This is a genomic window from Vibrio lamellibrachiae, from assembly GCF_050337265.1.
In the GTDB taxonomy this organism is placed as follows: domain Bacteria; phylum Pseudomonadota; class Gammaproteobacteria; order Enterobacterales; family Vibrionaceae; genus Vibrio; species Vibrio kyushuensis.
In genome coordinates, this window is the sequence record NZ_JAKJSU010000012.1 from 166095 (window position 1) to 189128 (window position 23034).

Below are 23034 nucleotides of genomic sequence, written 5' to 3' on the forward strand. Positions count from 1 at the left end.
GAGTATGAAAACGTTTGATATAGAGGTCGACGGATTATCGTTGATAAACGCCTATGAAAATTGAAAGTCAATTCGCTGCACGGGCTGCCTTTCTATGGTCGGTCGCCGATCTTCTTCGCGGTGATTTCAAGCAATCTCAATACGGTCGAATCATTCTTCCTTTCACACTATTAAGACGGTTAGAGTGTGTGCTTGAAGCCAATAAGCCCGACGTTCTTAGTAAGTATGACGACATAAAAGAGATGCCGTTTGAAGCGCAAAACAAACTGCTGACGTACACCGCAAAGTTAAGCTTTTACAACACCTCTCAAATGGATCTAAATCGGCTCGGTGAAACTGGGGTGGCCAGCAACCTTGAGCATTATATTCAGTCTTTTAGCCCCAACGCCCGCGAGATCTTTGAGCATTTCGACTTCTTTAACACCATCGACAAACTTGAAGAAGCGGATCTGCTATACAAAGTCGCCAAACGTTTTGCAACCGCAGACCTTCACCCAAAAGCCATTAACAATCACGGGATGGGGCTTATCTTTGAAGAGCTGATCAGGCGCTTTGCCGAAAGCTCAAATGACACCGCGGGAGAGCACTTCACACCCAGAGACATTGTTGATCTCACGACCTCGTTACTGTTTGCCAATGAAGAAGCATTAACCAGCTCTGGGTTAGTGCGCTCAATTTACGACCCAACCGCGGGTACAGGCGGTTTCTTATCATCGAGTATGGAATACGTTCTTCAACTCAATAGAAACGCTGAACTCTCGGCGTTTGGTCAAGAACTCAACCCTGAATCGTATGCGATCTGTAAAGCCGACATGCTCATCAAAGGCCAAAAGGTCGACAACATAAAACTGGGAAATACCTTATCAAACGATCAACTGCGTACAGAAAAGTTTGATTATATGCTGTCGAATCCACCGTTTGGGGTGGACTGGAAAAAAATTCAAAAGTTTATCTACGACGAACACAAAGAGAAAGGTTTTGAAGGACGTTTCGGTGCAGGATTGCCCCGAGTGTCAGACGGTTCATTACTGTTTTTGATGCACCTTGTGAGTAAAATGCGCCCTCGTTCGAGTAAAATTAGCCGAAACGAAAGTGGCTCACGCATTGGCATTATTTTGAATGGATCTCCGTTGTTTACCGGTGGCGCAGGCAGTGGAGAGAGTGAGATTAGGCGTTACATTCTTGAAAATGATCTTCTTGAAACAATCGTCGCACTACCAACCGACATGTTCTACAACACGGGCATTGCTACCTATGTGTGGCTTTTATCTAGCCATAAAGCAGCAAACCGAAAGGGCAAAGTTCAGCTTATAAACGCAACTAAAGAGCACGCTAAAAAAAACGGTCGTGCTTCTTTTCAAAACACAGACGTTGAGGATGAAGCAAAAGATGAACACGTATTTTATCAAGCGATGCGCAAATCGTTAGGCAGTAAGCGTCGGGAACTCACCGAAGACGGCATAGAAATTATTGTGAACACCTACGGTCACTTTATTGAAAATGACGTCAGCAAGATCTTCGATTATCGAGCGTTTGGTTACCGTAGAATCACAGTAGATCGCCCATTAAAATTGGCGATTTACCCAAAGGATGAGACTCGACTCACTGCACTGCAAGCCGATAAAGCCTGGCTTAAATTAGCGAGTTCAGTTCAAAGTAATGTTAAGGCGGCTTTAAGTTGCATTGAGAAAGAAAAACAGAACTCGCGCGACACGTTTCTGACCTCATTAAACCTGATCATCACCAGTATTCTGGGGGGCACAAAGTTAACAGCAGCGCAGCAAAAATTGATAGTAAAACACCTTGGGGAACACGATGATGAGGCCGAAGTGTGTTTGCATGAATCCGGAAAAGCAAAAGGCACACCAGAGGCCAACCCAGAGCTTCGTGATTATGAAAACGTTCCACTCACGCAAACCGTTGGGAACTACTTTGTACGAGAAGTGTTACCGCGTGTGTCAGACGCGTGGATTGACATCAATAAGACAGACCCACTCGATGGGGGAGTAGGTATTGTTGGTTATGAGATTGATTTTAACCATTTTGGTAGTAAGGAAATAAAATCGTTGAGGCCTCGAAACCGCCGCCGTCGCTTCTGTTGATAAAGCACAGTGCAGGTGCCGCACCAAAAGATCCGAAAACAGAGCAACTTAAAGCAATTATAGAACGGATGAACGATCTGTTTTAATGAGGCCTTATCAGATAATGAAATGATTGATGTCCAATGAAGAGGTGGCAAAAGGCTTTGCGGGCATAATGTTTGATGTATTAATAAAAGAGATACAACGCTCATTTGCCAACCCGTGTTAAAAAGACCAAGTGTGTAGGCTCATCTAATTTTCATAGTATTCCTTTTCCATAATGTGATTTCCCAATAAGTCGTATTACATGATTAACTGCTGAAATACATCGAGTCGTCTGTGTGGTCCATAGCTGTTTTCACCAGGCATATAGTAATTTGCTCTATCTGGATTCGGTTTTGGCAAATATTTTATTGGGACAATTTCATATTCGTCATTGGTTATCCTCTGTATATAGCAATCGTTGATTTCTGGCTGTAAATTATCCCCCTCTTCAATATTAATCGTTTTCAGTAACGATTCTTTACATGGTAATTCTTCCTTAGTTCCAATGTCGGGGATTTTTCCATCTAGGAAGTATGTGCCATTGAAAATATAGATATGGCCATTTTCATCGATCATTTCATAACTGTCCGGGTCTTGATGGAGTTGTGAAACGTCGATCATTATAGGTTCTCCAAGGTGATTATATACATCGTTAGCGACAGCTAGGGAAGAGTTAACTCCAATAATTATTGTAAGTATATAACGCGAACTTTCAGTGTTTATTAGCATATATGTGCTCCTTTCGTTGTGGTTATTTATCATCACAAAATACAAAATACAAAATATGAATTATGAATTATGAATAATTAATGCATGGTAATTATATTAGTGAATGATATGTCTTGATTTTATAATCTAAATTTATCTTAAAGGTATGACCCATTTACCTTTGTCAATGATATTGAATCGCTCCAATCCGGGTATGTAAACGGAAACAAACCATATATTCTTTGTTTGGAATGCGGTGCGAAATAATAGAGATGAACGTGTTTCATTTATCGCTAGGTTTAATTTTTTGTAATGGTAATAAAAACTGTGCAAGTCAGGCCTAAGGGCGGTTAGATCCCTAATTGGCAGATCGCTAAAGTGTGAAAATTTGACCAACCTACTTAGTTTCTCAACACTGTTTAAAAAGTTTGCGGATTGGGTGTCTTTTTCATGCTTAATCGGGCTAAAGAATTCGACGGTTTGAACCAGTTCAAACCATGCCCGTTCTATAGCGTGGTATTTAGAGTATGAGACGCCTGACGAGCGTAATGTCATAGGGCTGATATCTGATTCTAGGATACAAGCACAGAAATAAGACCCGAGCTCAGTAGCCGACATGATCACTGTGACCTGGTCAAGATCTATGGTTGATAACGGATTTTTTTCTAATATCGCTAAAGGTATTAATACCCGATAAAACGAGCCAGTATATTGAGAATGACTAATATACTGTTTATAAAGTTCACTCATATGATGTTTTTCGACAAGTTCGTTCGCACCATGCAAAATAGCTTCTTCGAATGTTGAGCCAGAGGCCCAGCCGCTACTTGATGAATAAGTCTTAAGAAATTGAAACGCATCAGTTTTTATAAGAGGTTCAGCGTGATAGGGGTTGACGAGCACTTCTGGGATTAGGTAAGTGTGGGTGTTAGTGAGTGAATAGTAGCGCGAGTATTTCAAAGGGCCGTCGTCATATTCCGTCAAGATATTCCCAAACAAGCATGCACAGTGCCTCTCTTCTGATAATAGCCAATGTCTTAGAGATTGGACTGATGTGTCTGATGAAATGAACTGATATTGCAGCAGTATCTGTTCGAGTGCTTTGTAATATGCGCCGACAACCGACCAAGGTCCTTTACCTACGCCTGTCGTTAAGTATTCGCCTTTATTGTTTGATAAATCGACGGACGCCACTAAACCATTTTGACTCGTCTTGACAGAGGAATGAATATTGTATTCTTTTAGGCAATCTGTAATGTTTTTCAGTGATTCATTCACATCTATTTGACGTTCTGATGGGACTGCGTATGTGTACATCATCCACTCCGTATTTTTCTAGTTTTTAATAAGGCTATGAACTTTATTTACGTGACTGTTAAGGTGTTGGTTCCGTAACCGGTTATTCACCTAAGTTAGTATTGGTTCGTTTTTTAAAAACATAATTCAATTTTATCGCCATTTATCGCTAGGGATTTCTGTGCCGTTACTGCATTATTTTAATCCTATATAACCACGTGTGTTTATTGGTAAGGAGTAATTTATAGATTATTTAATGCCTTTGATTGTTATTTGTTTTTGTAACGCAGTAATAGTCGTGATGTCATTCGTTTTGGATTGAGTAGGGTTATTTTTATTGATGTATATCCAACGTGGATGGCTTGTATTAATTATTATAAATAACTGGTCTTTGTTCTAGTTGTAAATAATGTTGACTCGTTATCGATCATTAATGAAAAGAATAAACACAATAGAGGGAAAATAATGAAATCACTCGGAAAACCATTAGCAATGTCATTAATGTGTTGGGCAACCGAACCAATCGCAGATGATCGGACAGCTGATCTGGCTACGTTTGAATCTGAAAACGCCATTGTATGCATTCCACCGCTAAATATGTCGGAAGGAGACACTTATCAATGTGGAGCAAGTATTACAATGTCTCAAGGATTCAGATGTACGATTGATTCATTGGATAGTGATCGCCGATGCGGTGTCATTAAACTTGGGATTGTATCCAAGATCGGGGCGGCAGATGAATTTGATTGGGAAGCGGAGATTAAGCAAATATTTGAGACATATGGTGATGAAATTAGACAGCGACTCGTAACGCTACAAAATACGTTTAATCGAGATCAGGCTAAAATGTACTTTGACGAAGAACCCGAAGAACCAATGTTACAGCAGGAAGTCATACGCGATGGCAATAAACCAAGGAGCAAGAATGCGTTTTTTTTTAGCGAGGTTTCAACGTCAAGGGGGGATAAAAGAATTGAAAAGCTCACTGTTCGGGTTATGGATTATTCAGCAACCATCAAACTACCGATCGCTATCTACAGCGTTCATGAAGAAGTAGTGATTAGGGCTGAAGGAGGGGCATACGATTATGTATCAACTCTAGATGCGGGCAATGGTGCATTAGTTGTCGATCATGATAGACGTATTCTTATAAAGGGGGGCAAAGAGCAGTATTTCAGTATGTTAATGCTGATTACAAGTTATGATCGCTTTGGCGATTGGACTATAGGGGCAAATACACAGATGGCAAGTGCCGATCTTGTTCGTATGGATTCTAACGTTCAAGGTCTTGTGTCATGCAGGGCTAAAAATGACGATGATATTATATAGTTAGTATTCGTTTAATGACCAAATTTGTCTTGTGAATACACCAGTTACCCAAGCCTTACTTGGCTAACGTTTTAGTGAACGTCTGTCGAAGAGGTTTAAAGGTTATTTATGTATTCACTTAGGCTCGTGATCCCTATTACTTTACCGACACAAAAAGCCGGGGTAGGGTAATTCTGCCATAGGTAAACTTGGTCACCCACTCGCTCAATTTTTTCGAATTGAGCAAACAAATTTTCGCTTAGCAAGTTTTCGACGTTGACATAATTGTCATCATCTTTTTTGCCTACGATAAACTCTCTATCTTCAAATATCCGTATCCATTGGCTCCCATATATCAACTGATACGAATTAATACGCCATTGGGAAATAACATTGCCCTGATCGTCTTCCTGAGTATGTAGCGCGGAGACATAACCACGATTAGATGCAATCGTAGCGCGACGATGACGTTCTTCCAGATTGATTTTTATTTCAAAATTGCTCACATAGCCACCGAACGCACCAAAAAGAAAAATAGCAAACATCAATACCAATAAGGTAAGTGAGAACCTTGTTCGAAAACTATTCATTATTTTCCACCTTCATCCAGTTTTGACCACTTAAATAGAAAGTATCATTAGGTTGGGCTGATAATGTGTCAGGTATTGCTATTGATTGATGTTTTTCCCTTGAGTTATAACATACTTTCACCGTGTCAATAACCGTACACTGGGTAGTTACCCAGGACGTACTTACAAACAATATACATAAAACAGTAATGCTTATTACGGCATAGAAAATGATTATACTAAACACATGATGCAACGATGCTTTTTGAATTCCATCTTGAAGTGTGTCGTCCATTGAGGGGGTGGCACGCAACTCGGTCTGCGGGATCTCAAGTTTATAACCGATCCGTGGGACATTAGTAATCTCCACCTCAACCAGTTTAAGAATCTTTCGAATGTTAGTCATTGCGACGGGGAGTGAATTAGAACCGATTATATCGGGTCGTCCCCAACCTGCGATGATCAAGTCATACTTACTGACTACGTTTCCGTCGTGTTCATACAAACAGCGTAAAATTGCACTTTCGGGGTGTGTCAGTGAAAATGACTTTCCATTCTGAAGCCGGATTTCGGAGGTAGAGTCGTCTTTTACAAGAATGCATTTACCTAGCCGGTATTGGGTTTGTTGATCAATGTCTTCTTGGCTGTCTGTCATAAGCATGGTCACTTATTATTCCGTTTTTAGTTAGTGTAGCAAGCGTCATTGTAGGGAAGCACCTCTGTTTCTTCTCCAATAATAAAAGAAGAAATGAGCGTTTTTTTGTTTAGTGTGCCTTACTGATAATTTTACATATAAGTAACATATTAATTTCATACATGAAGTATTATTTATAATAATTTATATATCTAATTTTATAAGGTACTGTTTATTAAGAATTTAAGTTTTTAGGTCATTTTGTGATTGGCGATTTTCTTGCTAGTGGTTTAATCGTATTTGGACTCGAAAATACCGTTTTAAGTAACGTAATTGTGTTTAATTGGTCTAAATGGTGATTCCAAGTTTTGTTGAATTTTTGCTTTAGGTCATTACGAATACAAGATGACGTTCATAATATGGCTCTGTGATAATCGGCTAATTTCCAACGTAATGAACGATGCTTTTACTCCAGTTTATTTTTTGGTCATGGTCATCCTTGATGGACCGAATGCTATAATTAATGCATAAATTAAGATTGGATTTTTGAATAGAAAGCTATGGTATTTGTTCTTTTGGAATAATCAGCATGTGTTTAGGTGCGGTTACCATAAAGCTAAAATTAGGCATGAAACCGATATAAATACTTGTATTTGAGCGGTAGTTCATGAACTTCATAATTCAATCAGTAAGGTCTACTATATGAAAGCAGAACTATATGATCCGATGTTAAGCGATTCTATTCATTTACCCGAACCATTTAGAATCCGAGTCATTGAACCTATTACTCGAATTTCTAAAACGGATCGACTGAGGGCATTGGAACAAGCGGGTCTAAATACGCTTTTGTTGGACAGTAAAGATGTTTATATCGACTGTTTGACGGATAGTGGGACTGGTGCGGTTACTCAATCAATGCAAGCGGCGATGCTACTCGGTGACGAAGCATATAGTGGCAGTAAAAGCTTTCGAAAACTGGAGTCAGTTGTCACTAATATTTTTGGTTACGCTTTGACGATTCCTACTCATCAGGGAAGGGGCGCAGAGCAATTGTATGTTCCTAACTTGATCAAATACAGAGAGACTCACCACGGTTTAGATAAAAGTAAGATGGTAGTGATCTCAAACTTTTTCTTCGACACCACGCAGGCTCATGCGCAAATAAATGGCTGCACGATTAAAAATACCCCATCTGACCAAGCCTTTGACACTAGCGTGGATGGCCTATTTAAAGGCAACTTTGATCTAGAAAGACTTCGCGATACCATCGAAACGCATGGCCCCCACAATATCCCGTACATTGTTAGTACGATCACATGCAATTCAATCGGTGGACAACCCGTATCTATGGCTAACCTTAAAGGTGTGTACACCATAGCAAAAGAATATGAGATCCCCGTTGTCCTTGATTGTGCCCGCTTTGCTGAAAATGCGTATTTTATCCAACAGCGAGAGCCTGGGTATGAAAATGTAAGTATTGAGGCGATTACTAAAGAGATGTTTGAATACGCTGATTTAATGTCTATGTCGGCAAAAAAAGATGCGATGGTACCTATGGGCGGTTTACTGAGTTTCAAAAATCGTCAATATGAGGATGTCTTTAAAGACTGCCAAAACTTATGTGTGGTTTTGGAGGGTTTTCCAACTTATGGCGGACTAGAAGGCGGCGCAATGGAAAGGTTGGCTGTTGGACTGTATGAATCGATGCGACAAGAATGGCTTGAATATAGAGTAAAACAGATCGAATACTTAGTTGAAGGGTTAGAAAAGATAGGGGTTGTCTGTCAGCAACCCGGTGGCCATGCTGCATTTGTAGACGCTGGAAGATTACTGCCTCATATTCCCCCGACACAATTTCCCGGAATGGCGTTAGCTAATGAATTGTATTTAATTGCTGGAATTAGAACGCCAGAAATTGGTTCATTGCTACTCGGGCGTGATCCAAAAACAGGAGTGCAACTGCCGTGTCCTGCGGAGTTATTACGTATCACGATCCCAAGAGCGACTTACACTCAGTCTCATATGGATTATATCATTAAGGCCTTTTCTATAGTGAAGGAAAACGCAAGCCAAATAAGAGGGTTAGCTTTTTCTTATGAGCCGCCTGTGTTGAGGCATTTCAATGCTCGATTTACGCAAGTAGACATGTAACAACACGATAAATACAAATGCATGGCAAGCCTGTAGAGCGATTAATAAATCGCGTGGGCAAGAAAAAATGTTTCTGTGTTACTACTCGGCCCAACCGATTGATGATCGTCTATTCAACTCGTTTGTATACACCAATGAAAAGCGGGCTGTATTGATGGGGATACAATACACCAATACAGCCCTGATCTGCACCATCAATACTGAACACCAACCTAAGCGACTTTCCATACCCATCGTTATTCATGAGTCGCGAATATTCTATTTTCCAAAACTCATTTCCATTTACCTTCGCACTCGCCGGTTCTGGCTTGCCCCATTTAGTGACTAATTATTAAACATAAATTATTTGTTTCGCGTAGGGCATGGGGATAGGTTAGCGGTGTAACAAGCGATTAGGTGTTCAACAAACGTCACGCTGTAAAGTAAGCAAGCACACCTAATGAAAGGTTCATCGATTGTTAGACGGATTATTTCGTCTAATAAGCGCTATACGTTTCCCCAGATTTTAGTCATACAATTAAAATATCAGTTGGTAAAAATGAAAATAAAATCGTTAAAAGTCATAAGTTTCAGAAACATCAACGGTGAGAATAATGTGTTAGAGTTCGATGATTCTGACATTATTTTTATCTTTGGTCAGAACAATGTAGGTAAATCTACGTTTCTACGAGCATATGAATATTTTGTAACACCCAAGAAAAAAAGTGCCTTATCAGATTTTCACAAGTTTGATGAAGAAAACACTATTGAAATGGAAATGGTGTTTACTAAAGAAGCTGGTGATGAGGCTGTATTCGAACGTAAGGGTCTTAACCGATGGGTATCAGAGCAAAACGAAATTAGGTTCCGGAAAACGTGGACCCGCGCAGGTGCTGAAGGGCAGAAAGAAACATTTGATCCTGTTGAAGGTGATTTTCTAAATAATGGTTTTGGTGGTTTTGACTCACACTTGGCAAAAGAGGCTCCTACTCCTATAGTAATACCCGCTATGCCAACTCCAGAAGATTTAAGTAAGTGGATTACTGAGACAATTAAAAAGCAGGTATTGAAAACTCTATCTACAGAACACGCTGAGACTTATCAAGAAGCTCTTGATAAGTTAAATGAGCTTCAGTCTCAAATTGAAGATACGGACTTAGTAAAAGGCTTTTCAGATAAAGCCAACTCCAACTTTCAAAAAGTTTTCCCAGAATTATCATTATCTATATCGCCGCAAATTGGACAAAGTGTTGATGTTACAAAAGCATTGGACAAAGAGTTTTGCGTTGCTATAAACCATGAAGGACAAAACGGTAAGAGCGAGTTTAACTCTCACGGGCATGGTGTAATACGCCAAGCTATGTTTAACTTCTTGGGCTTATCTAAAAATGACTATGATCCTGAAGACGCAAATGAGGGAGTTAAAAAGGAATTTATCATCCTTTTTGAAGAGCCTGAATTGTACCTTCACCCTAAGCGAATTCGCTTATTAAAAGACACACTTTATTCTCTTTGTCGAGCATCAAAATTTCAAATTTTATGCGCATCACACAATCCTCAACTAATTGACTTATCGAAGCCTCACACAACACTGGCTCGTTTGACGGCAAAAGGAGATGGAACGACTATTATTCATCAAGTTGGGGATGATGTGTTTGATTCTCAGGGCAAAAACCGAGATCGTATTCTAATGCTCAACCGTTTTAACCCACATATCTGCGAAACGTTTTTTGCTGATGAAGTTGTTTTGGTTGAGGGCGATACAGAAGCTATAGTAGTAAGACAACTCTTAGATGAACACTATCCTGAAAAAGATATATTTGTTTTAAATACTGGTACAAAAAACAACATGCCCTTTTTTGTTAAAGGGCTCTCGCACTTTAAGATAAAACAACATGTAATCCACGATAGTGATTGTAGGTACCAATACGATCGACAAGGCAACGTGCTTTTGAAAAATGATCAAACACCGAAAGCAAACAGTGCTTGGACCCTGAATCAAACCATTTGGAATCAGATGGTTACTAGTAACGAGCTATTTCCAAACATTGTAGAGCGTTACGTGTCAGTTCAAAATTTCGAAGATTCACATAATTACTCTCATGACGTTAAAAAAGGAAAACCTTTATCCGCATGGGAATTTGCGCAAAATCTCGATATTGACGGTGATGCATCAATTACCAGCTTTGTTAGACAGATAGCGGGTATTGATCCGCGTACAACTGAATTTACCCAAGAAAACTTGGAAGAAATTGTTGTTGAACGATACCAACTAGAAGCTTGAAACGTATAACAAACTGTCTGGGAATGATTCGTAACACGTGGCATTTATTCTATGCGTTGGGTTTAGTGGTTAAGGTGCTATGCGGAAGCTTCGGTATCGCGGTGTTTACTCCTTAATAGGGCATTAGGCGTTATGCAGTGAATTGGATAAACAATGAAAAAAATAATAATACCAACTTTGGTGTTTATGCTAGTTAGTTGCCAGTCACTCAAGCATGCTTACTATGACCGTATTGATATATCGAATACACCTGAAAGTGTTGAAGCTGTCAACGTTACCTACGAATTCGATCAGTTTGAGAAAGAGGGCTGGCTAACTTCGGATTATTATATGAGTTGGTTTGTAAGTGGCGCTAATGGCATTGCGTATAAATATCGTGCATTTTACAAGTCCGAGAATGCTAATTCACCACAATTTATTCAGCTGTACTTCGTGTTGAAATCACTAGATTGGTATTTTGTTGACTCTGTTTATAACGAAAAGGGTTTCGAGTACCCAGTAACGCTTATTGATAGAGATACAGCTAATGCTGGAAATATATATGAATATTTCGCCATCAAACTGACGACAGCAAAATTGCAGGAATTAACTGACTCTGATTTACGCCTCAAAATTGTTGGTAAGGAAGGTGAGGAAGTCTTTCCTTTATCAGCACTCGTTGCACAATCATTTCAGGATAGCTTGAGGCAAAAGGCGGGTGATAATAATTAGCGCCTAACAATAAATTTAAGAGTTATTCACAACGCTTGGTACCTTAATTTTAAGCTCTTCTCCCCCGCTATTGATTGTTAAAGGTAATGTTTTGATGAAAAATTGTATTGTCTTTTTACTTCTGTTTTTATCTGGTTGTGCCGCTAAACATATGCCTTATTCCGCCAAGCTAGAGTTAAGTGAAGAAGCCGCAGTAAAAATCATTGAGCAGGTTGTTATGGAACAGCCTTTAAATTACAGACCTGAAGACATAGTTGTCACCGATTCGTATATTGGTTTGTCTGACGGTTTAAAAACCAGTAGTCACACTATGAGCAATATTAATGAGGATTCAGGCATGGTGTTATCTTCTGTCAAAATAGAAGCATCTGACATTAGCTCAAGATACTATTTCAATTCAATATCAGCCTTGGAACTTTTCAGTAAGAGAGATTGGTATATCGTTCAAATGAGAAACGACGAAAATCTCGTGGTAAAACTGTTTTATACAAGAAGTTTAAGCAAAGCAGAGCGCCTGATTGACGCAATCAGCTATATGATAATTTCAGCTAAACCATTTGGTTCTTAGCCATACAGTTAACAAAGCGATATACGTGACACTGTAATTTTTAGCATTTTTGCTTCGGAAAAAGTATATACCAAGGTTTCGTACGAGTTAGCTAAACGTTATACGTTTGAGGAAAAACATATGAAGTTTATCTCTAGTCTTAGTTTGTTTGTGCTGGCGGTGTCTCTAAGTAGCCATGCTGTTCCTTATTCTGCAAAGCAGCTTTATACGGTCAATCAAGACTATGCGAAATGCTTGGATGTCACGTTAGGTAATTTTAAATCAGATGCACAAGCCCAAAAAGCAATGTCCAAGTTTTACAGAGCAATTACAGCGAATACGGACAAAATCCTAGAGTTGCAGCTTCAAGCTAATGATGAGGTGATGCAGACTTTTTTAGAAATGCTGCAAGACCGTCAGATATTGTTAGGCTATATGGTCGCCAAAATGTCTGAACCCGACAAAGCATTCGAAGTTGAGAAAGATGAGCAAAAAAAGGCATTTTATTTCGATTGGAAGCTAGTTAATCAAGAGTTGTGGAGAACGAATGGGTGTAATGCTATTTATCGCTCACTTGATTAAACTCTAAACGTTTCGTCGTTTTGATAGCAATGCGAACTGAGTCGATTTTCTTGATTTTTCTGAGAACCCCTTTAATGCCATTAGTCAGATAAGAGCTCGCTTGATTACAATCATCACTATAACCGGTATTCGCAAGATGCTGTTGGCAAACGAAGCTGAGATTGAATTTGAACTATGGCAATTGTCGGCTGCGTTAGCCTCTGCTAATGCGTTTGTCGCCTCCTTTCCATACCTTAAATCAGGAGGCATATACATTATGGCAGATTGGGGGTGGGCGCTCGTGTTTTTGATCCTTGTCAGTATTTTCTCCTGGATGGGGTTTGCTTACTCTAGGTATAGAGCGCGCACGTCAACGGAATTAGGCATTGTTTCTGTTATCTCAAAAACCAAGGTGGCCTGGGCGTTCTGTTCGGCATTGCTTTTTTAATGAGAGTCTGACCTCCTTGCAAATTTTAGGAGGGATGCTGATACTGCTTGCGTCAATGCTCATCGGTAAAAGCAGCCAACTAAGCCTTCGTTTATTGACTTATTTACACGCTTGGCTCGCCCCGATATTCCTAACCATGGCGATAGGCGTTGATAAAACGCTAACCGAGCTTTTACCCTCCAGCGTGATCTCGTTTATCGGGTTTTCCGGGACGGCTCTTTTAACGCTAACACTCTTTAAAATTCGTTATGATTTGATAAAAGAGGTCGCACTAAATGCAATGATAACAGCCGCTTGTGGCTCCATAAGCTACTACCTGTTATTAAAAGTGCTCAACATGAGCGCCTATAGTGTCGTTATGGCTTTGTTTCAATGCGCCTTTATGTTGGATATGATTTTGGGCTACTTTGTCTTAAATGAACATACTCACCTTAAAAGAAAAATGGCGCCTTGTTTACTCGCTACCCTTGGCATTTTGACGCTTGTCTCGTGAACGCATCGACGAGGCTCATTTAGATCGCTTTAGTTTAAGAGCTATCGTTGAGGGCACCCTTGAACCACGTGATCTTTAGGGCTAGAGAACCGTTTGCTTTTCCAATAAGTGAGGTGCGGCCGTTTCAAAGCCTAAACGCCATCTTTAGGCTAACTAATGCTCAGCTTAATTAGGTTTTCGATCGATTCGTTTCAGCGTTCATAAAGATAAATCGAAAGAAAAGAGGCGATGGAGTACTCTTTAATGAGGTGCTCCATCGCCGGTACAGCAGTGAGTGTAAGTAAAACAAAGGGCGGGTTTGTTCAACGTACGGTTAATGCTACATTCAAGTAAATAGGATGACAGGGTGAGGGTGCCGAGTAGTCGTTCCTTGACACAGACCTGAGCTAGGTTAATCCCGTCTAACTATTTACACGGCTAAAATGACACGATAGTACTGAGTGAGGTAGTAAATAGTCGGTAATTTATTGCCATATACCCTAGGTCATATCCGACAAAGAGTGGTTTTGCTGTCTTGTTTCCGATAGGATAATTCTGACCATTTTTAAAACTTTAATCATTTTAGCTGGTGGTGATATCTCTACGAAATCTATTTTATCTCATCACCGCTACACGTACCGATTATATATTCAACGTCCTTTAGCGTTCATAACAAGTATATACCAATAATAAATAACCATTATTTAGGACCTCTAACTCTTGTTACGTGCGACCATGTGTCCGCAATAATATTGGTAGCATACTTGAGGTGTGAGTAAGTTAGTCAGTTATTGTCTTGGTATGGGCGGAGTGTGAATGTGATGAAGAATTAAAATTAAGTGGAGCTAATAATGGATAATATTTCTGGTAATGAGTCAGTTAATCAAAAGCAATTAAATACGGAAAGTAAAAAACCTAAGTTATTGGGAGGATGCAGTATAATAGCCTGCATCTGTGTCGGCACTGGCACGTTAACTCTCCCTGCCGCTGGAGCGGGCGCTTGGACTATTTGGTCAATACTCACCCTTATAGGAGTCATGGCCATTATGATCTCAAGCGGGTGTATTTTGTTAGAAGCCCTAAAGGCTTACCCATATCGTTCATCTTATTCAACCGTGACTAAAGATATATTGGGTAATCGCGTTGCGCTTATTAATAATTTGGCAGTCTATTTTGTTGGAGTGATCCTTCTTTATGCATACATCACCGTTTCTGGACTGATTTTAGAGGAATATGTGAGCATAAATGCCTCTGTTGCATCAGTGTTGTTTGTCTCGGTATTTTCGTTCTTAATTTGGCACTCCACAAAGTGGGTTGATAGAGCATCACTTGTACTACTCCTGGTGATGGTTTTTACTTTTATATTCTCTGTTTTAGGCCTTGTAAAGGACATCAATGTCAACTTTCTGATGTATCACGATCCCAGCGGATCACAAAGCAAATATGTTCTTTCATTTCTGCCTATTGCTCTTGCAGCGTTCGGGTTTCATCATGCTGTTTCGACAATGCGAGACTATTATCGTGATGAATATGTCGCTCAGAGAGCGTTAGTCGGTGGCGCTCTGATTGCACTGGCAGTATACGTTATTTGGGTACTCAGTATTTACGGTAATATAGAACGGTCTAGCTTTTGGGAAATCAATGCTGCTGGTGGCAACGTTGACTCTTTACTTTTGGCGATAATTGAGGGATTACAGGATGAAGCATTAACTATTGTGATCGGTTCATTTTCATCAGCGGCTATCTTGTCGAGTTTTATCGGTGTGGGGTTAGGGCTATTTGACTTTCTTGCTGATGTTTTTAAGTTTGGAAACTCTCGCATTGATAGGACCAAAACATGGGCTGTGACATTTTTACCACCATTGATATGCTCTCTACTTTATCCGATGGGGTTTCTTATCTCTATTGGATATGTAGCTCCGTTTGCAGCTACTTGGACATGTATAATCCCAGTTTTGATAGTGAGAAAACTGCGTAAAGATTCTCTGATGGGATCTAATACTGAAACTCAACCTAGCTCAAGTGCTAGTCAATATCGATTTGTGGGTGGAAACGGCGCTCTTTTTGTCGTTTTCTCATTCGGTGTTTCAATCGTTCTCATTCAATTTTTGGATATACTTGATCTATTGCCCCGTTTTGGCGTTTCTTAATGGTATTTGCGCTGGGGTAGTTTGTACTTCATTTTACTAGCAGGTTTACTGCTTATTTCTGAGCCGCGCACATGAAAGTGCTATGGTTGGCTAGAGCCAAAGCGAATATTTGGATCTTTTGAGACGATGATGGATATTAAAGGTCTATCTAGCTCTACAATTTTATTACTTTTTCATGTCCAGCTTCCATCCCTAGAATCAAGGCTCAATCGTGCTTGGCTTAAAGCTTCTCGGAGTGCTAGCCTGATTGTTTTTGTAACTCAATATTAAGCCAAAACAACTAACGAACAGCCTTGGCTTACAAGACGGGATTTTTCCGTAATCCTCTATCAAACTTCAAATAAAGCATTGATACATAGTGAGTAACCGATGATGCTTGAGCAAGATAGAGGGAAAGCAAAAGCGGAATTATTCCGTCTAATAAGCGTTAACTGGCTTGGTCGAGTTCAAAGGAATTATTTTGAAAAGAGATATGGATCTAATACGAAAATTGGTCTTGTTCATCGTGGAAAAAGAAAATGATCATCCGATTATGAAACCTCTTTTTGAAGGTTATACGGAACTAGAATTTGACGAACATTATCACCTTCTATATGAAGCAGGTTTAGTCCGCTGCGAAACTGTATGTTCTGGTTCTACGCCAGACCGTATTGTACGAGTAATCCCATTTTCTTTAACGTGGGAGGGGCATGATTTCGCAGATGCAATTAAGAATGAAACAATTTGGAAAAATGCCAAAGAGAAAATTATGCCGCAAATCGGTGGTCTACCATTTGATGTACTGAAAGCAGTATTGATTGGTTTGTGCAAAGAGGCTGTAAAAGCAAGTTAACAAGGCACTGAACCCGACTCTTCACGCTTGGAATTTTTGCTTCGCAAAAGTCTATGCCAAGGTTTCGCGCGGGTTAGTTTGGCGTTAAGTGGCCGTGGTGATACATATGAATAATCTACCAAAATACATAGAAACACTTGATATTATCGAAAGTAATATCGTAAAAATTAAGATTACGACCGATAAGGTCTCAGTTAAAGCTGCTGCGACTTTATTCGCTATTGTTCTTGATCATGCACAAGGGATAAAATTTTGTTTAAGTAATAGCGCTTACCCTTCAGCATCTTCCTTGCTAAGAATTATATTTGAAACGTATATTCGTGGTATGTGGCTAGAGAAATGTGCAAATGATATGCAGTTGGATAAGTACATTAACGAAGATAAATTGGTTTCAAAGAGTAATAAACGCATTAACTTTGGTGATATGGTTCTTGAAGTAGAAGCTACACACGAATTGCCCGCTTATTTTTCTGAGATAAAAGATAACATCTGGAGTGGTTTAAATAGCCTCACTCATTCAGGAAGTATTCAGCTTAATAGAAATTTTAACGGTCGTTCAATAGCACATTGCTATGATGATGAGCATATTAATGAAGCCATTGAGTTTTCGACAATGATAGCTTGCATGTCTTTCGCTGAATTATCTGATCTAGCAACCAAAACAGATGGTGACTTACAGATGGAAAAGCTTATGGAATTTGTACAATCATGGGCATTTAACAAGGCGTTTAAACGGGACTAAACAGTTGGTTAGGTTACGCTTCGCTACACATTATATCCAACTATTTAAGTCCGCTTAATGCAGCGTTATGTACCAATTAGAGAATAACGGAGAGATAGCCGATGGAAAAGTGGCTTATAGAGGTGAATGCAGCATTAGAAGAAGCACTGTCTGCTATTTCTTCTGGTGAAATCTCCAAGGAAAACATGTACCAATTGGCATCAGTTCTCTATGCTAAACGAAATCAAATGAGCAATGATGCGTTATTTGAAATGATGAACAATGAAATTGATGAACAAGTAGAAACAGACTGGTCATTCGATTCCAATTCGAAAAAACAATACAGATTCCACTTTGTATCATCTTATCTACTTTGTTATGTCATTGCGGGTAAAATCGACGAATTTTTCTATGATGAAGTGATGGACTATGTGAATGAAAACTTAGGTTTATTTGAAGATTAGTTAGCCTGTAACAAGCACGTAAACGACTATGGCGTCAATAGCTAGCTTTTTACGTTGTCAGAAGACTATTTCGAGAATGCCGTCTAACACGCTTTTTCCCCTTTGTGTTTTAGCGCGATTACTCAGCAACGGGTCGCGCTACTGAGTTTAAGATACTTATAGTTATGTCTGGCTGTTGAACGGTTCTGCTCGTAACTGGACAAAAATAAATCAGCACCCTATAACATTATGTAAAAGGCAATTTGTTGAGGAGGGTTAAGATTATTGAGAGAGGATACCTAAGAGAACTACGAATTTCGAATCTTTGAAAATCAGATAACCTTAACAAATCCAAACTTGGTCAAATGATGACCAATTAGCCTCAATCACTACATGCTCAACGCTTGATATATAAAAACATGCTAGCGCTGAAAAAAATGGCTACAGACCGACTGTGCAGTTACTGTAGCCAAAGTGAACAATAAATAAACAAAAATACCAATTCAGACTTATTACCAACGCGATACAGAAAGAGTACAGGTGATGCGTAAAAAGGAAGTATGTACTTTCCTGTGACAACCCACGTTACTAACCTTATTGAGTATGCACCTATGATATGGAACTAGAAGTAAATAATACTAAATTATCTAATATTATTTTATTCAGGGCGTACAAAATGCTGACTTTGTTTCAGAGCTGGATCATTTAATATTCACGTTTCTTTTGATTCCGCGAGACGCTGAAATGGGCGCCATTTCCCGTGGGCAGATCGGCGAGTGATCGTGACTGCCCACATTTAAATCTCGTGCACTTCACACTCAATCTATTGCAGACCAACTAGAAGGGGGGGTTAAGTTCCAACGCGCTGCTTCTTGTCGACTATACATGGCTTTTCCTTTTTCACCCGTTTTAATTGGGATTTTAGAGGCTGATTTACCTTGGAGTATCTGCTCAGCAATTGCCCCGGCAGCAGACCCTTGGCTTTCCCCAAATAACACGATGCCACCGATAGTTTTGCCTTGACCTACAGAAAAATCCCAGAAACCAAAAATGGGAATAGGAGTATTCTGGTTTGTCCAAGACAACACATTGTTGGCGTCGACATTATTGAGTTGTTCATCTACCAGCGTGTGGTACAACCCTATAACAATGGCTTGGTACCCATCTTTTTTGGCGTCAGTCACTAAGCTTTTCCACTCACTAATGGTTTCAACATTGTAGCTCGTGACCTCCACCTTTAACTGGCGAAGGGCGCCCTCAAACTGGGTAGAAATAAAGGTGTTGGCTATGTGGGACGTAGTACCAGAATCAAAAAGCACTAACACTTTGCCTTGGTCCATTTGCATCAACTGGGTAATGCTTTTTATGTTCTTGAGCAATAAAGGTCGCTCCAATATACCGGTGATTTCCGCTTGTCCCCTATACTCAGCAAGAAGTCCTCTAGGGTTCGAATTTATTCCTAAGAAAACAATACTAATGGGCTCGTTATAGAGTTTTGGTAACATGTATTTGAGGGCATTATCATCCCCAAGGAGCACGATATCTGGCTTATGATTTTGGTAATAGTCCCAGGCTTTATCCGCCTTGTCGGCATATTGGCTTTGGGGGATACGCTTTGTGTCCATTTGAAAAGTTACCAATTCATGGTCGACATTGACGCGACTTTTTATTCCTTGGATGTATTCTTTATCCCAAGGAAACTCTGAGTGATAACTTTCAATGAGTAATATCTTTCCCGCGGCAGCAGGAAAGCAAAAAAGGGTGAATAATACGAGCAAAAATATTTTCATAATTTCTACTGCTTGTCGTCTACTGTGTACCCTAAAGTATAGTTGAGGGGAGGTTAACCGCCTTAGAGTGACAAGCTTGGAGCGTGGCTTACACAAGGGTGATACTTATAGCGTATAGGGTGTGGAAATGTGATATTAATACCGAAGCTAGCTCGTTCGTTTATTCCACCTTCATTTGGTGATTTTTCGGTATGATCATCGTTAACGTGAGCCCTTGATCTGGCTGTGATTCAAAATGCAGTTGCCCGCACAGTTTTTGCTTTACTAAATTAAACACCAAATTTAGTCCCAGACCACTGCCACCCTTACCACGCCGGCTAGTGAAAAAAGGTTCGAATATTTTTTTATGTAATGAGTGATGAACGCCCGAACCATTATCTCGATATTCGAGAACAATATTATTTTCGTTTTGAGAGAAATGAATTGAGATTTTTGGGTCATCGTTATCATCGAAGGCATGATGAATACTGTTCATCACTAAGTTGGATACAATTTGCGTGATCACACCCGGTAGGCTGTCCATCATGATACTGTCATCTCCATCGATGATTGGTGTGACAGGGACTTGTTTGGTTTCAGAACTCAAGGTGGTCATCAATGCATCGAGAACTTGTTTTACATAAAAGGGGGTGCAAGCCTCGGACACTTGGTCAACGGATGTTTGTTTAAAATCATTGACCAATTTCGCCGCTCGATTGAGGTTTTTGTCTAATAGGGTGTTGCCGTCCTCCAGTTGGTTAACGAGCGCTTTAAAATCAGCGCTATTGAGTGTTTGATTGGAAAAGGCAGCATTTAGCTCGGCGGTGAGATCCTGAACATAAGAGGCCGTGGTTATGGCTATGCCTAATGGTGTGTTCACTTCGTGAGCCACTCCCGCGACTAACGCCCCAAGAGCGGCTAATTTTTCAGACTCGATCAATTGTGTCTGAGTGGCTTGCAGCTTTTCCATACTTTGTTTTAGATGCAATGTCCTAACTGCAACCGTCTTTTCCAGCGTCACGTTAAGTTGTTCCAATTCAAATAGAGTGGATTTGAGCGGCGTAATGTTAATGCTTGTTCCACGATAACCAATAAAGTCGCCGTGGCGAAACTTTGCTAACGCATGAAAAAGTACATAATAAGTGAGTCCGTTAATGATGATTGACTCTTCACACATCGTAAAATCGGTTGTCGAACGAATTGCTTCATGTAATGAAAACAGGGTTTTAAATTGTGGCACATCAAAAATGAGTGGTTTGTCAAACTCGTTGATGTTCAGTGCTTGTAACATGGATTCAGAGCAGTATGTTAATCGCCCGTTTGCATCCGTTTCCCATAACCAGTCGGAGGAGACATGGGTAAAATCGCTCAGGCGCTCCTGTTCAAATTTTATGTTTGTGTACAGCTGCGTGACGTCTCTAGTTATCTTGTTGGCTTCATCGGCGAGCAAATTCAGCTCGTCATATTTCTCCATGATCCACGCTTTATGGATCAGTATAAGAGGATTGGACGGTTGTTTTGGGCTGTAGTGTCTTAGGTAGTTGGCGATTGAGAAAATCCGTCGATTTATGCTTTCATGGAACACCATGAGAATGAGGTAACATACCAGTAAGGTCTTAGCTGCATTCAGGGTCAAAGTGACTATGAATTGTCTGAGTAGTGTGTCATAAATTAATTGAGTGTCAGATTCAATATAGATCTGGCCGATCACTTCTGTTTCGGCTAAGTCCTGATTGGCATATTCTAGCGGGTAGGTGTTGGAAATAGAATCGCCACGAACTGGGACTCCTGCATCAAAGGAATAATCTTCGGAGTCGATCCGTAGATAATCTATTCTAGGAAGATCGACCAAGCCATCCATTCGCTCTTTTAGAACAACGATATCAAAATCCCATAGCGATGAGGCGAGCAAAGGGGCGTGGACACGCCTTATTTCATAGTGCCGTTGGTCGACAGTATTGAACTCCTCGTGGTAATCCCAATAGATCTGCATCAGGGTTGTTAACAATGTAATCAAACCACTTAGAGCAATGATTATGACAATGATACGGCGACCGATTCGACTATAGAATGGGTTATGCCGACCATGTTCAAAAAGCTGACTCTTCCCCATGCTTACCTGATAGCCATAACGATACTAATAGTATAGTTGTTGGCCATGGTTTTGCTGTGTATTGAGAGGTTCTCAAAGGCTGTGATAAGCACCTTACTGCCCTTTCGTGTTGCGCCCGATCTACAGCTCACTTTACCAGAGCATCATTTGACTTACTTTTTCTCATGACTCTACTGTGTACAAAGGCTGGTAACATCAATCTGCGTCGAACTTAAAGTCGTGATAATTAGGAGTAGTGTGAGTGGTTATTCTTTTAAATGGATCCATCAATTCAGGAAAATCGACCATCGGTAATGCTTTTTGTACTCAACAGAAATTTGCATTTATTGAAGGTGATTCTCTTAGAGACTGCGTACGATGGATGGATCTTCAAGATTCAATTCAGTTAAGTTTGACCAATGCAGCTGCACTAGCGAGTAACTTTGAGGCTCAAGGTATAAATTCACTAATCGCATATCCATTAGATGAATTTAATTTTCAGTTTATAAAGGAACTATTAAGTGAGAATGTAGAAAAAATAGTTCCAATATCACTCACTCCATGTATTGATGTTTTACAGAGTAATCGTGGCAATAGGGTATTGTCTGATAAGGAGATTTCCAGGATTAGTGAACTTGTAGAAGGTGGCATTGCCTATCCAGAGTTTGGTTCCCATATTGACAACTCGCTATTGTCGGTTGATGAAACAGTCGCAATGGTTTTAGAAATAGCGACATCAGCATAAACACAACTTAGAAATACCCCATTCCTTGCCAGCGGCGCTTAACCTCAAAAATCATAGTGAGGTGGTTTGACCTACTTTTTCTTATATGTGTAATGTCTACTGCGTTAGGGTCGTAGCATTGTGTGTTCTGGTACTCGGTAATGTTGTAGTAAAGAGAGATTTGTATTGAGAAAATCTCACGAGAAATGACTCAAGGAAAAACGGCTCCTTACCTTTGTACTGATGATGAGAACAATAAGCATATTGTCAAAGGACGCAAAGCCGCATCGAACGGTTTGGTTAAAGAATGGATCTGTGCGCGATTAGGTACAGCTTTTGGCTTGCCAATCCCAGATTTCTCATTAGCGTGGGCTGTGGTAAAGAATTTGAAATAGCAGGGGACACTTCTTGCCCTATTTCTACTTAGTTTTTGTTTTTGCTAAGAGGCTGGGTTATCGATTAAAAACGCCCCTATTGGAAGGGGTTGGGGTGCAAATTTGACCAMACTG

General features: G+C 40.0%; 22 protein-coding genes. 15 read left to right on the forward strand and 7 right to left on the reverse strand.

Translation table 11 applies throughout. The annotated features are described in order from the left end of the window. Positions 1-53 precede the first annotated feature (53 nt). Positions 54-2102, forward strand: coding sequence for a type I restriction-modification system subunit M (locus L4C54_RS19800; protein ID WP_428809500.1), 2049 nt, complete (start codon positions 54-56; stop codon positions 2100-2102). Positions 2103-2384: 282 nt separating this feature from the next. Here L4C54_RS19800 and L4C54_RS19805 read toward each other — a convergent pair whose 3' ends face one another. Then, complete coding sequence (locus L4C54_RS19805) at positions 2385-2747, reverse strand: hypothetical protein (RefSeq protein WP_428809501.1); 363 nt, start codon at positions 2745-2747, stop codon at positions 2385-2387. A 240-nt stretch (positions 2748-2987) separates the two neighbouring features. Then, positions 2988-4154, reverse strand: coding sequence for a YcaO-like family protein (locus L4C54_RS19810; protein WP_428809502.1), 1167 nt, complete (start codon positions 4152-4154; stop codon positions 2988-2990). A 441-nt stretch (positions 4155-4595) separates the two neighbouring features. Between L4C54_RS19810 and L4C54_RS19815 the strand changes: the two genes are divergently transcribed. Next, positions 4596-5459 (forward strand): hypothetical protein, encoded by an 864-nt coding sequence (locus L4C54_RS19815; RefSeq protein ID WP_428809503.1) that lies wholly within the window; start codon positions 4596-4598, stop codon positions 5457-5459. A gap of 95 nt (positions 5460-5554) precedes the next feature. On the opposite strand, the gene L4C54_RS19820 is transcribed toward L4C54_RS19815, so the two are convergent. After that, on the reverse strand, positions 5555-6028 hold the full coding sequence (locus L4C54_RS19820; protein WP_428809504.1) for a hypothetical protein: 474 nt from the start codon (positions 6026-6028) through the stop codon (positions 5555-5557). Next, on the reverse strand, positions 6021-6668 hold the full coding sequence (locus L4C54_RS19825; protein WP_428809528.1) for a winged helix-turn-helix domain-containing protein: 648 nt from the start codon (positions 6666-6668) through the stop codon (positions 6021-6023). Before L4C54_RS19825 ends, L4C54_RS19820 begins: the two co-directional genes overlap by 8 nt. A 675-nt stretch (positions 6669-7343) precedes the next feature. Between L4C54_RS19825 and L4C54_RS19830 the strand changes: the two genes are divergently transcribed. Then, positions 7344-8792: a tryptophanase gene (locus L4C54_RS19830; protein WP_428809505.1), complete on the forward strand. Its 1449-nt coding sequence runs from the start codon at positions 7344-7346 to the stop codon at positions 8790-8792. 109 nt (positions 8793-8901) lie between these two features. On the opposite strand, the gene L4C54_RS19835 is transcribed toward L4C54_RS19830, so the two are convergent. Beyond that, positions 8902-9036 (reverse strand): hypothetical protein, encoded by a 135-nt coding sequence (locus L4C54_RS19835; protein ID WP_428809506.1) that lies wholly within the window; start codon positions 9034-9036, stop codon positions 8902-8904. 195 nt (positions 9037-9231) lie between these two features. Here L4C54_RS19835 and L4C54_RS19840 point away from each other — a divergent pair, with 195 nt between their 5' ends. From L4C54_RS19840 to L4C54_RS19885, 10 genes are all read left to right on the forward strand, one after another. Next, complete coding sequence (locus L4C54_RS19840) at positions 9232-11055, forward strand: ATP-dependent nuclease (RefSeq protein ID WP_428809507.1); 1824 nt, start codon at positions 9232-9234, stop codon at positions 11053-11055. A gap of 153 nt (positions 11056-11208) precedes the next feature. Further along, a complete protein-coding gene (locus L4C54_RS19845; RefSeq protein WP_428809508.1) occupies positions 11209-11766 on the forward strand; it encodes a hypothetical protein in 558 nt (185 codons plus the stop codon). Positions 11767-11860: 94 nt separating this feature from the next. Beyond that, positions 11861-12334 carry a sensor protein gene (locus L4C54_RS19850; protein WP_428809509.1) on the forward strand — a complete coding sequence of 158 codons (474 nt, stop codon included), beginning with the start codon at positions 11861-11863 and terminating at the stop codon, positions 12332-12334. A 120-nt stretch (positions 12335-12454) separates the two neighbouring features. Next, entirely contained in the window at positions 12455-12895 is a 441-nt protein-coding gene (locus L4C54_RS19855) for a hypothetical protein (RefSeq protein WP_428809510.1), read from the forward strand. A 100-nt stretch (positions 12896-12995) separates the two neighbouring features. Continuing rightward, positions 12996-13322 (forward strand): hypothetical protein, encoded by a 327-nt coding sequence (locus tag L4C54_RS19860; protein ID WP_428809511.1) that lies wholly within the window; start codon positions 12996-12998, stop codon positions 13320-13322. Between the two features lie 34 nt (positions 13323-13356). Further along, positions 13357-13815 (forward strand): hypothetical protein, encoded by a 459-nt coding sequence (locus tag L4C54_RS19865; protein WP_428809512.1) that lies wholly within the window; start codon positions 13357-13359, stop codon positions 13813-13815. An 830-nt stretch (positions 13816-14645) separates the two neighbouring features. Continuing rightward, on the forward strand, positions 14646-15944 hold the full coding sequence (locus L4C54_RS19870; RefSeq protein ID WP_428809513.1) for an aromatic amino acid transport family protein: 1299 nt from the start codon (positions 14646-14648) through the stop codon (positions 15942-15944). Between the two features lie 472 nt (positions 15945-16416). Then, positions 16417-16776, forward strand: coding sequence for a DUF2513 domain-containing protein (locus tag L4C54_RS19875; RefSeq protein ID WP_428809514.1), 360 nt, complete (start codon positions 16417-16419; stop codon positions 16774-16776). 106 nt (positions 16777-16882) lie between these two features. Continuing rightward, entirely contained in the window at positions 16883-17518 is a 636-nt protein-coding gene (locus tag L4C54_RS19880) for a DUF6988 family protein (RefSeq protein WP_428809515.1), read from the forward strand. Positions 17519-17619: 101 nt separating this feature from the next. Next, entirely contained in the window at positions 17620-17961 is a 342-nt protein-coding gene (locus tag L4C54_RS19885) for a hypothetical protein (protein ID WP_428809516.1), read from the forward strand. Positions 17962-18758: 797 nt separating this feature from the next. On the opposite strand, the gene L4C54_RS19890 is transcribed toward L4C54_RS19885, so the two are convergent. Both L4C54_RS19890 and L4C54_RS19895 read right to left on the reverse strand, forming a co-directional pair. Further along, complete coding sequence (locus L4C54_RS19890; protein WP_428809517.1) at positions 18759-19730, reverse strand: ABC transporter substrate-binding protein; 972 nt, start codon at positions 19728-19730, stop codon at positions 18759-18761. A gap of 160 nt (positions 19731-19890) precedes the next feature. After that, positions 19891-21822, reverse strand: coding sequence for a sensor histidine kinase (locus L4C54_RS19895; protein ID WP_428809518.1), 1932 nt, complete (start codon positions 21820-21822; stop codon positions 19891-19893). A gap of 241 nt (positions 21823-22063) precedes the next feature. Between L4C54_RS19895 and L4C54_RS19900 the strand changes: the two genes are divergently transcribed. Continuing rightward, on the forward strand, positions 22064-22546 hold the full coding sequence (locus tag L4C54_RS19900; protein ID WP_428809519.1) for a hypothetical protein: 483 nt from the start codon (positions 22064-22066) through the stop codon (positions 22544-22546). Positions 22547-22719: 173 nt separating this feature from the next. Next, entirely contained in the window at positions 22720-22920 is a 201-nt protein-coding gene (locus tag L4C54_RS19905) for a HipA family kinase (protein ID WP_428800751.1), read from the forward strand. The last annotated feature ends 114 nt before the right edge of the window (positions 22921-23034 follow it).

Bases quoted from the DNA above. Each gene is read 5' to 3' on its own strand.
- L4C54_RS19870 (WP_428809513.1), top strand. From the start codon at position 14,646: ATGGATAATATTTCTGGTAATGAGTCAGTTAATCAAAAGCAATTAAAT.
- L4C54_RS19815 (WP_428809503.1), top strand. From the start codon at position 4,596: ATGAAATCACTCGGAAAACCATTAGCAATGTCATTAATGTGTTGGGCA.
- L4C54_RS19800 (WP_428809500.1), top strand. From the start codon at position 54: ATGAAAATTGAAAGTCAATTCGCTGCACGGGCTGCCTTTCTATGGTCG.
- L4C54_RS19855 (WP_428809510.1), top strand. From the start codon at position 12,455: ATGAAGTTTATCTCTAGTCTTAGTTTGTTTGTGCTGGCGGTGTCTCTA.
- L4C54_RS19875 (WP_428809514.1), top strand. From the start codon at position 16,417: ATGGATCTAATACGAAAATTGGTCTTGTTCATCGTGGAAAAAGAAAAT.
- L4C54_RS19810 (WP_428809502.1), bottom strand. From the start codon at position 4,154: ATGATGTACACATACGCAGTCCCATCAGAACGTCAAATAGATGTGAAT.
- L4C54_RS19890 (WP_428809517.1), bottom strand. From the start codon at position 19,730: ATGAAAATATTTTTGCTCGTATTATTCACCCTTTTTTGCTTTCCTGCT.
- L4C54_RS19880 (WP_428809515.1), top strand. From the start codon at position 16,883: ATGAATAATCTACCAAAATACATAGAAACACTTGATATTATCGAAAGT.
- L4C54_RS19820 (WP_428809504.1), bottom strand. From the start codon at position 6,028: ATGAATAGTTTTCGAACAAGGTTCTCACTTACCTTATTGGTATTGATG.
- L4C54_RS19835 (WP_428809506.1), bottom strand. From the start codon at position 9,036: ATGAATAACGATGGGTATGGAAAGTCGCTTAGGTTGGTGTTCAGTATT.
- L4C54_RS19865 (WP_428809512.1), top strand. From the start codon at position 13,357: ATGCTGATACTGCTTGCGTCAATGCTCATCGGTAAAAGCAGCCAACTA.
- L4C54_RS19895 (WP_428809518.1), bottom strand. From the start codon at position 21,822: ATGGGGAAGAGTCAGCTTTTTGAACATGGTCGGCATAACCCATTCTAT.
- L4C54_RS19850 (WP_428809509.1), top strand. From the start codon at position 11,861: ATGAAAAATTGTATTGTCTTTTTACTTCTGTTTTTATCTGGTTGTGCC.
- L4C54_RS19885 (WP_428809516.1), top strand. From the start codon at position 17,620: ATGGAAAAGTGGCTTATAGAGGTGAATGCAGCATTAGAAGAAGCACTG.
- L4C54_RS19845 (WP_428809508.1), top strand. From the start codon at position 11,209: ATGAAAAAAATAATAATACCAACTTTGGTGTTTATGCTAGTTAGTTGC.
- L4C54_RS19840 (WP_428809507.1), top strand. From the start codon at position 9,232: ATGAAAGGTTCATCGATTGTTAGACGGATTATTTCGTCTAATAAGCGC.
- L4C54_RS19830 (WP_428809505.1), top strand. From the start codon at position 7,344: ATGAAAGCAGAACTATATGATCCGATGTTAAGCGATTCTATTCATTTA.
- L4C54_RS19825 (WP_428809528.1), bottom strand. From the start codon at position 6,668: ATGCTTATGACAGACAGCCAAGAAGACATTGATCAACAAACCCAATAC.
- L4C54_RS19805 (WP_428809501.1), bottom strand. From the start codon at position 2,747: ATGATCGACGTTTCACAACTCCATCAAGACCCGGACAGTTATGAAATG.